5 protein-coding genes are annotated in these 4032 nt (G+C 64.4%); all 5 read left to right on the top strand.

What is annotated here, in order from left to right; all coding sequences use genetic code 11:
- The coding region (locus WAN02_RS13205; RefSeq protein WP_422264637.1) for a DUF5631 domain-containing protein at positions 1 to 696 on the top strand (696 nt) is incomplete at its 5' end.
- A 13-nt stretch (positions 697 to 709) separates the two neighbouring features.
- Positions 710 to 1621: a hypothetical protein gene (locus WAN02_RS13200; protein ID WP_422264636.1), complete on the top strand. Its 912-nt coding sequence runs from the start codon at positions 710 to 712 to the stop codon at positions 1619 to 1621.
- A gap of 101 nt (positions 1622 to 1722) precedes the next feature.
- Complete coding sequence (locus tag WAN02_RS13195; protein ID WP_422264635.1) at positions 1723 to 2034, top strand: WXG100 family type VII secretion target; 312 nt, start codon at positions 1723 to 1725, stop codon at positions 2032 to 2034.
- Positions 2027 to 2317 carry a WXG100 family type VII secretion target gene (locus tag WAN02_RS13190; RefSeq protein ID WP_422264634.1) on the top strand — a complete coding sequence of 97 codons (291 nt, stop codon included), beginning with the start codon at positions 2027 to 2029 and terminating at the stop codon, positions 2315 to 2317. The genes WAN02_RS13195 and WAN02_RS13190 overlap by 8 nt, the downstream gene beginning before the upstream one ends.
- A gap of 4 nt (positions 2318 to 2321) precedes the next feature.
- Positions 2322 to 4032: hypothetical protein (locus tag WAN02_RS13185; protein WP_422264633.1), on the top strand; the 1711-nt coding region annotated here is incomplete at its 3' end.

Here is a 4032-nt window from a genome sequence, read left to right as displayed (position 1 = left end):
GCCGGCATAGGCGAGCAGGCCGTCGTTGCTACCGCGGGTGGAGCCGCCGCTGGGGCCGCCTCTGCGCAAGCGACGGCAAAAGCCCGCCTCCGGCGGCTCGTCGACTACGTCGCCAACCAAGAACCCCGGCTTCGATGGGCTGCCGGAGAACAGGCTGACGGCACCACCCTTCTGGTCACCGACCTTGCGAGCGGCTGGATTCCGCCGGGCATCGCGCTCCCATCCGTCGTGACCCTCCTCGACCCAGGCGACCGCCGCGGCGACATCGAAGCATTGCTAGGCCAAGTGAGCGCATCGGCCAGCTACTCGCCCGTGCATTACCTGCCGGAATCAGCAGCGGACGACACCGAACCCATCCCGACGTCACCGCGCCCCCGGCAGGTACCAGCTGTCGACGAGCTCGGCTGGGAACTCGGTCAAGCCACCAATTGGCGAGACGGGCTGCCGCAGATGGCGCATACCCTCGCCAAGGCGGCGTCAACCGGCACAGGCGTTATCGACAATGAAGTCGAGTTCCTTCACCAGCATCTCGCAACGCTTCGCGACCGGGTGCTAGATGCATACCCCGACGACGTGGACGGCGCCGCAATTGCAAACTGGCAACTGCTCGCCTCAATCGAGGCATTGGCGGCCTCGGACGGCATCGGCGCCAACTATCACTTCGCCTGGTTCCAGGCACTGAATCACGTGCCTTAGGAAGAGGATCGCGATGAACCCGCAGCAGCTGCAGATCGTCCTCAGCCAACTCGCGCATGCGTTCGGCATGCCGCCACCACCGCCGTTGACGCCCGATCAGATCGCCTCGGGAAGCTCGCTCATGAGTCAGCTGCTTGCCACCCTCGGTCTCGCCGGAAACGCGGGTGATCCGACTGACATGGCCGCTGCTGAGGCCGGGCATGCCAAGCGCGGCGAGAAGACCGGCGACGCGATGACGCAATTCCCTGCGGGCGATCAGGATTCGAGCAAGCAACTCGAGCAGCTGATGAGTTCCGCCACTCAGATGCCGCAGCAGTTCATGCAAGCCTTCGGCGGAATGTTCCAGGGGCTTTCGCAAGGTATGAATCAGGCTATGCAGCAGGGCATGCAGATGGGCACGCAAATGGCGAGCTCACTGGGCAAAGCGGGCCAAGGTGCTGGCCTGGCTGGTGAGCTTCCTGCCGACGCTCTCGGTGACGCGCTCGGCGCGGGTGGCGCGGCGCTGGGTGCCGGTGGTGGAGCCGGTGCGGATGTGGCTGGCGCCACGACGCCTGCCGGAAACCTTGGGCCGCCACCAGTTCCGTCAGCGGGCACTTATCCGATGTCGGCGCAACAGGTCCCGGTGCCACCCAGCGCCCCCGATCCGGGCGCGGGAGCACGGGGCCCGATGGGCGGCGGAATGCCCATGATGCCGCCTGGTGCTGCCGGCGGTGCCGGCGCGGGTGGCAGCGACAGTAAGGCCGAGACCAAGCGGATCGTGCCTCCAACGGTCAAAAACGGCGCGCCAGTCCAGGGACGGATCACCAGCCCACAGACCACACCAGAAGTCGTGAAACGCATCGCCGGCAAACCGGTAGCCAGCAGGCGCATGGTCGCCCCCGACGACAAACGCGACGACGACGAAATCGACCGCAACCGTTCGTAATACGGTTAGGTAAGTCCAAACGGGGAATCATGCCTCGCGGCTGATTTCGACACCCCCAGGGTGAATTGTGCAGGCTGCGCATCGCCGTTAGCTTGATCGGTATGGCTGAGCGCGAGACGTTGCGGGTTCAACCCGAAGCGATGCACGTTGCATCACAAGCACTCTCGGGTGCGGCGAAGGATCTGCACACAAAGCTCGTCGAACTCGACGGCCAGGTTCGTGAGCTGCTTACTGGATGGCATGGCGGATCTGGCGACGCGTACGGCCAGGCCTGGGATCTCTGGCATCGCGGAACTGGAGAAATCCAGCTGGGGCTGTCGATATTGGCGAAAGCGGTCGGCGTCGCTGGTGCAGATTTCCAGGCCCAAGAGCGCACCGCAGGCCAGACGGTGGACGGTGTTTACCGTGGCTAACGCATTCAGCGTGGACCCGCAAGCCTTGGCCGATGCCATGCAGCGCATGGGCGAATTCATGCGGCACACCGAGAGCCTCGTCGCTGAAATCGACTCGCTGGTAACGCACCTGCACCAGACCTGGTCCGGTGAGGCCGCTGCCGCGCATGCCGAGGCGCACCGCCACTGGGCACTCGGTGAGGCGACGATGCGAGAAGCATTGACGCAGCTGAAGACGGCCGGCAACACAGCGCATCACAACTACACGCACACGATGGCGGCGAACGTGGCTATGTGGTCCTGAGCTAATGGCACCGCTCGCGGTAGACCCAGAGGTCCTCGACGGAGCCGGCGCAGCCGTGATCTCGGCCGGTGAAGGGTTGGGATCGGTCATCACGACTTTGACCACGTCGCTGTCCGGATGCAGTGGGATGGCCGGTGACGATCCCGCTGGCGCGGCATTTGGCCGCACCTACGACTCGTCAGCTTCCAAGCTGCTGGAGGCGATGGCTACCACTCGTAATGGGTTGTCCCGCTTGGGTGATGGAGTGCGGGTCTCCGCGCACAACTATTCGGCGGCCGAAGCGCTGTCAAACGTATCGGGACACGGCCGGCCCCTCCCCGCCCCGCACCAGACCGGTTCAATATCGGCTGGCTCAACACCCTCGGCTGTCGGTGAGGGCGTTGCCGCGCCGGCAGGCTGGGGCTGGGTGTCGAAATACATCGGGATGATCTGGCCGAACGGTGATTCGGCGAAATTGCGATCGGCCGCAGCCGCTTGGACTGGCGCCGGAACGAATTTCGAAGTCGGCGAGATACTTGGAGCCGCCGGGCCGATGGGCAGCGTGGGCGCTCAGCAGATCCCCGAGGGCCCGGCGATTGCTGCGGCGTTCTCCGCCACGAACCGCAGCGCAGCCGCAATTCTGCAGCAGTGCGCGACGATCGCCACTCAGCTCACGTCATTGGCCGGAAAGATCGACACGGTCCACGCGGCGATCCTGGATCTGTTATCGCGCATCTGCAATCCGCTGACCGGGCTGAAAGAGGTCTGGGAGTTCCTGACCGATGACGACGAAGACGAGATCAGGAAGATCGCCACCGACATTCGCATCATCGTCAACCAATTCACGGCTGAAGTCGATGCGTTGTCTCAGGAGATCGCCAAGGCGCTTTCGGAAGCGGCCGTCATCATTTCCGCGATGGCCCGCTACGCCGAAAAGGAGTGGGATCACTTCCTGCACGACACCGATGTGGGCCGAGCGCTGGATCACGTCGGCCAGATGTGCAAAGGCGTGTTCACCGAGGCCGAGGGTTTCGTCGAAAGCTTTTGGACATTCAACCCGGCGCGAGCCTTCGTCGACCCGAAGGGCTTCTGGCACTCCGTCTCTGGCGCAATCGACAAAGTTGAGTCGCTGACTGGGTTAGAGGGCGAGCAGAGGCTCAAAGAGTCGTGGAAGGAGCTTGGCAAGAACACCGTTCATTGGGACGAATGGAGCACGAACCCCTTCCAGGCGGCGGGCGAATCCGCTTTCGATTTGGCGACGGTGCTTATTCCTGGTGGGGCTTTGGAGAAATTGCCCACTCTGAGCCGCGCCGCAGCAGACGTCGCTGAAAGGTCCGAGGAGTTCCATCCAACCGCGCTCATCCCCGAACCCGCTCCGCCCCGGAGCAATCCAGCACCGCGAAACGACGCGCCAAAGGGCGGAAGCCCGGCACCCGCGCCGTACGGTTCAACCGACCAGAAGCTGACCGCTGCTAAGAAACCAACAGCCACCGAGGACCCGAAGCCGCTAAGCGAGGCACCCGGTGAGCCGCGGGGTTCCGCGACTTCGGCAACGGCACCGGTGACCTACCCGACTCAGCCGACTGCCACAGCCGTACATGCGCCGTCATCCACACCCACGGTCTCGGCGCCCGGTCCCGGCAGCACAGCGATGGCACTTCCGAAGCTCCAGGGACCACACGGCGGCGCGCCGAGCGCATACCAACCAGAGTCACTGGCACACGACCACCACGGAC

The organism is Mycobacterium sp. (assembly GCF_049281135.1).
Lineage (GTDB): Bacteria > Actinomycetota > Actinomycetes > Mycobacteriales > Mycobacteriaceae > Mycobacterium.
The sequence above is the reverse complement of the archived record's forward strand: the minus strand, read 5'-3'. Positions and strand labels throughout refer to the sequence as shown.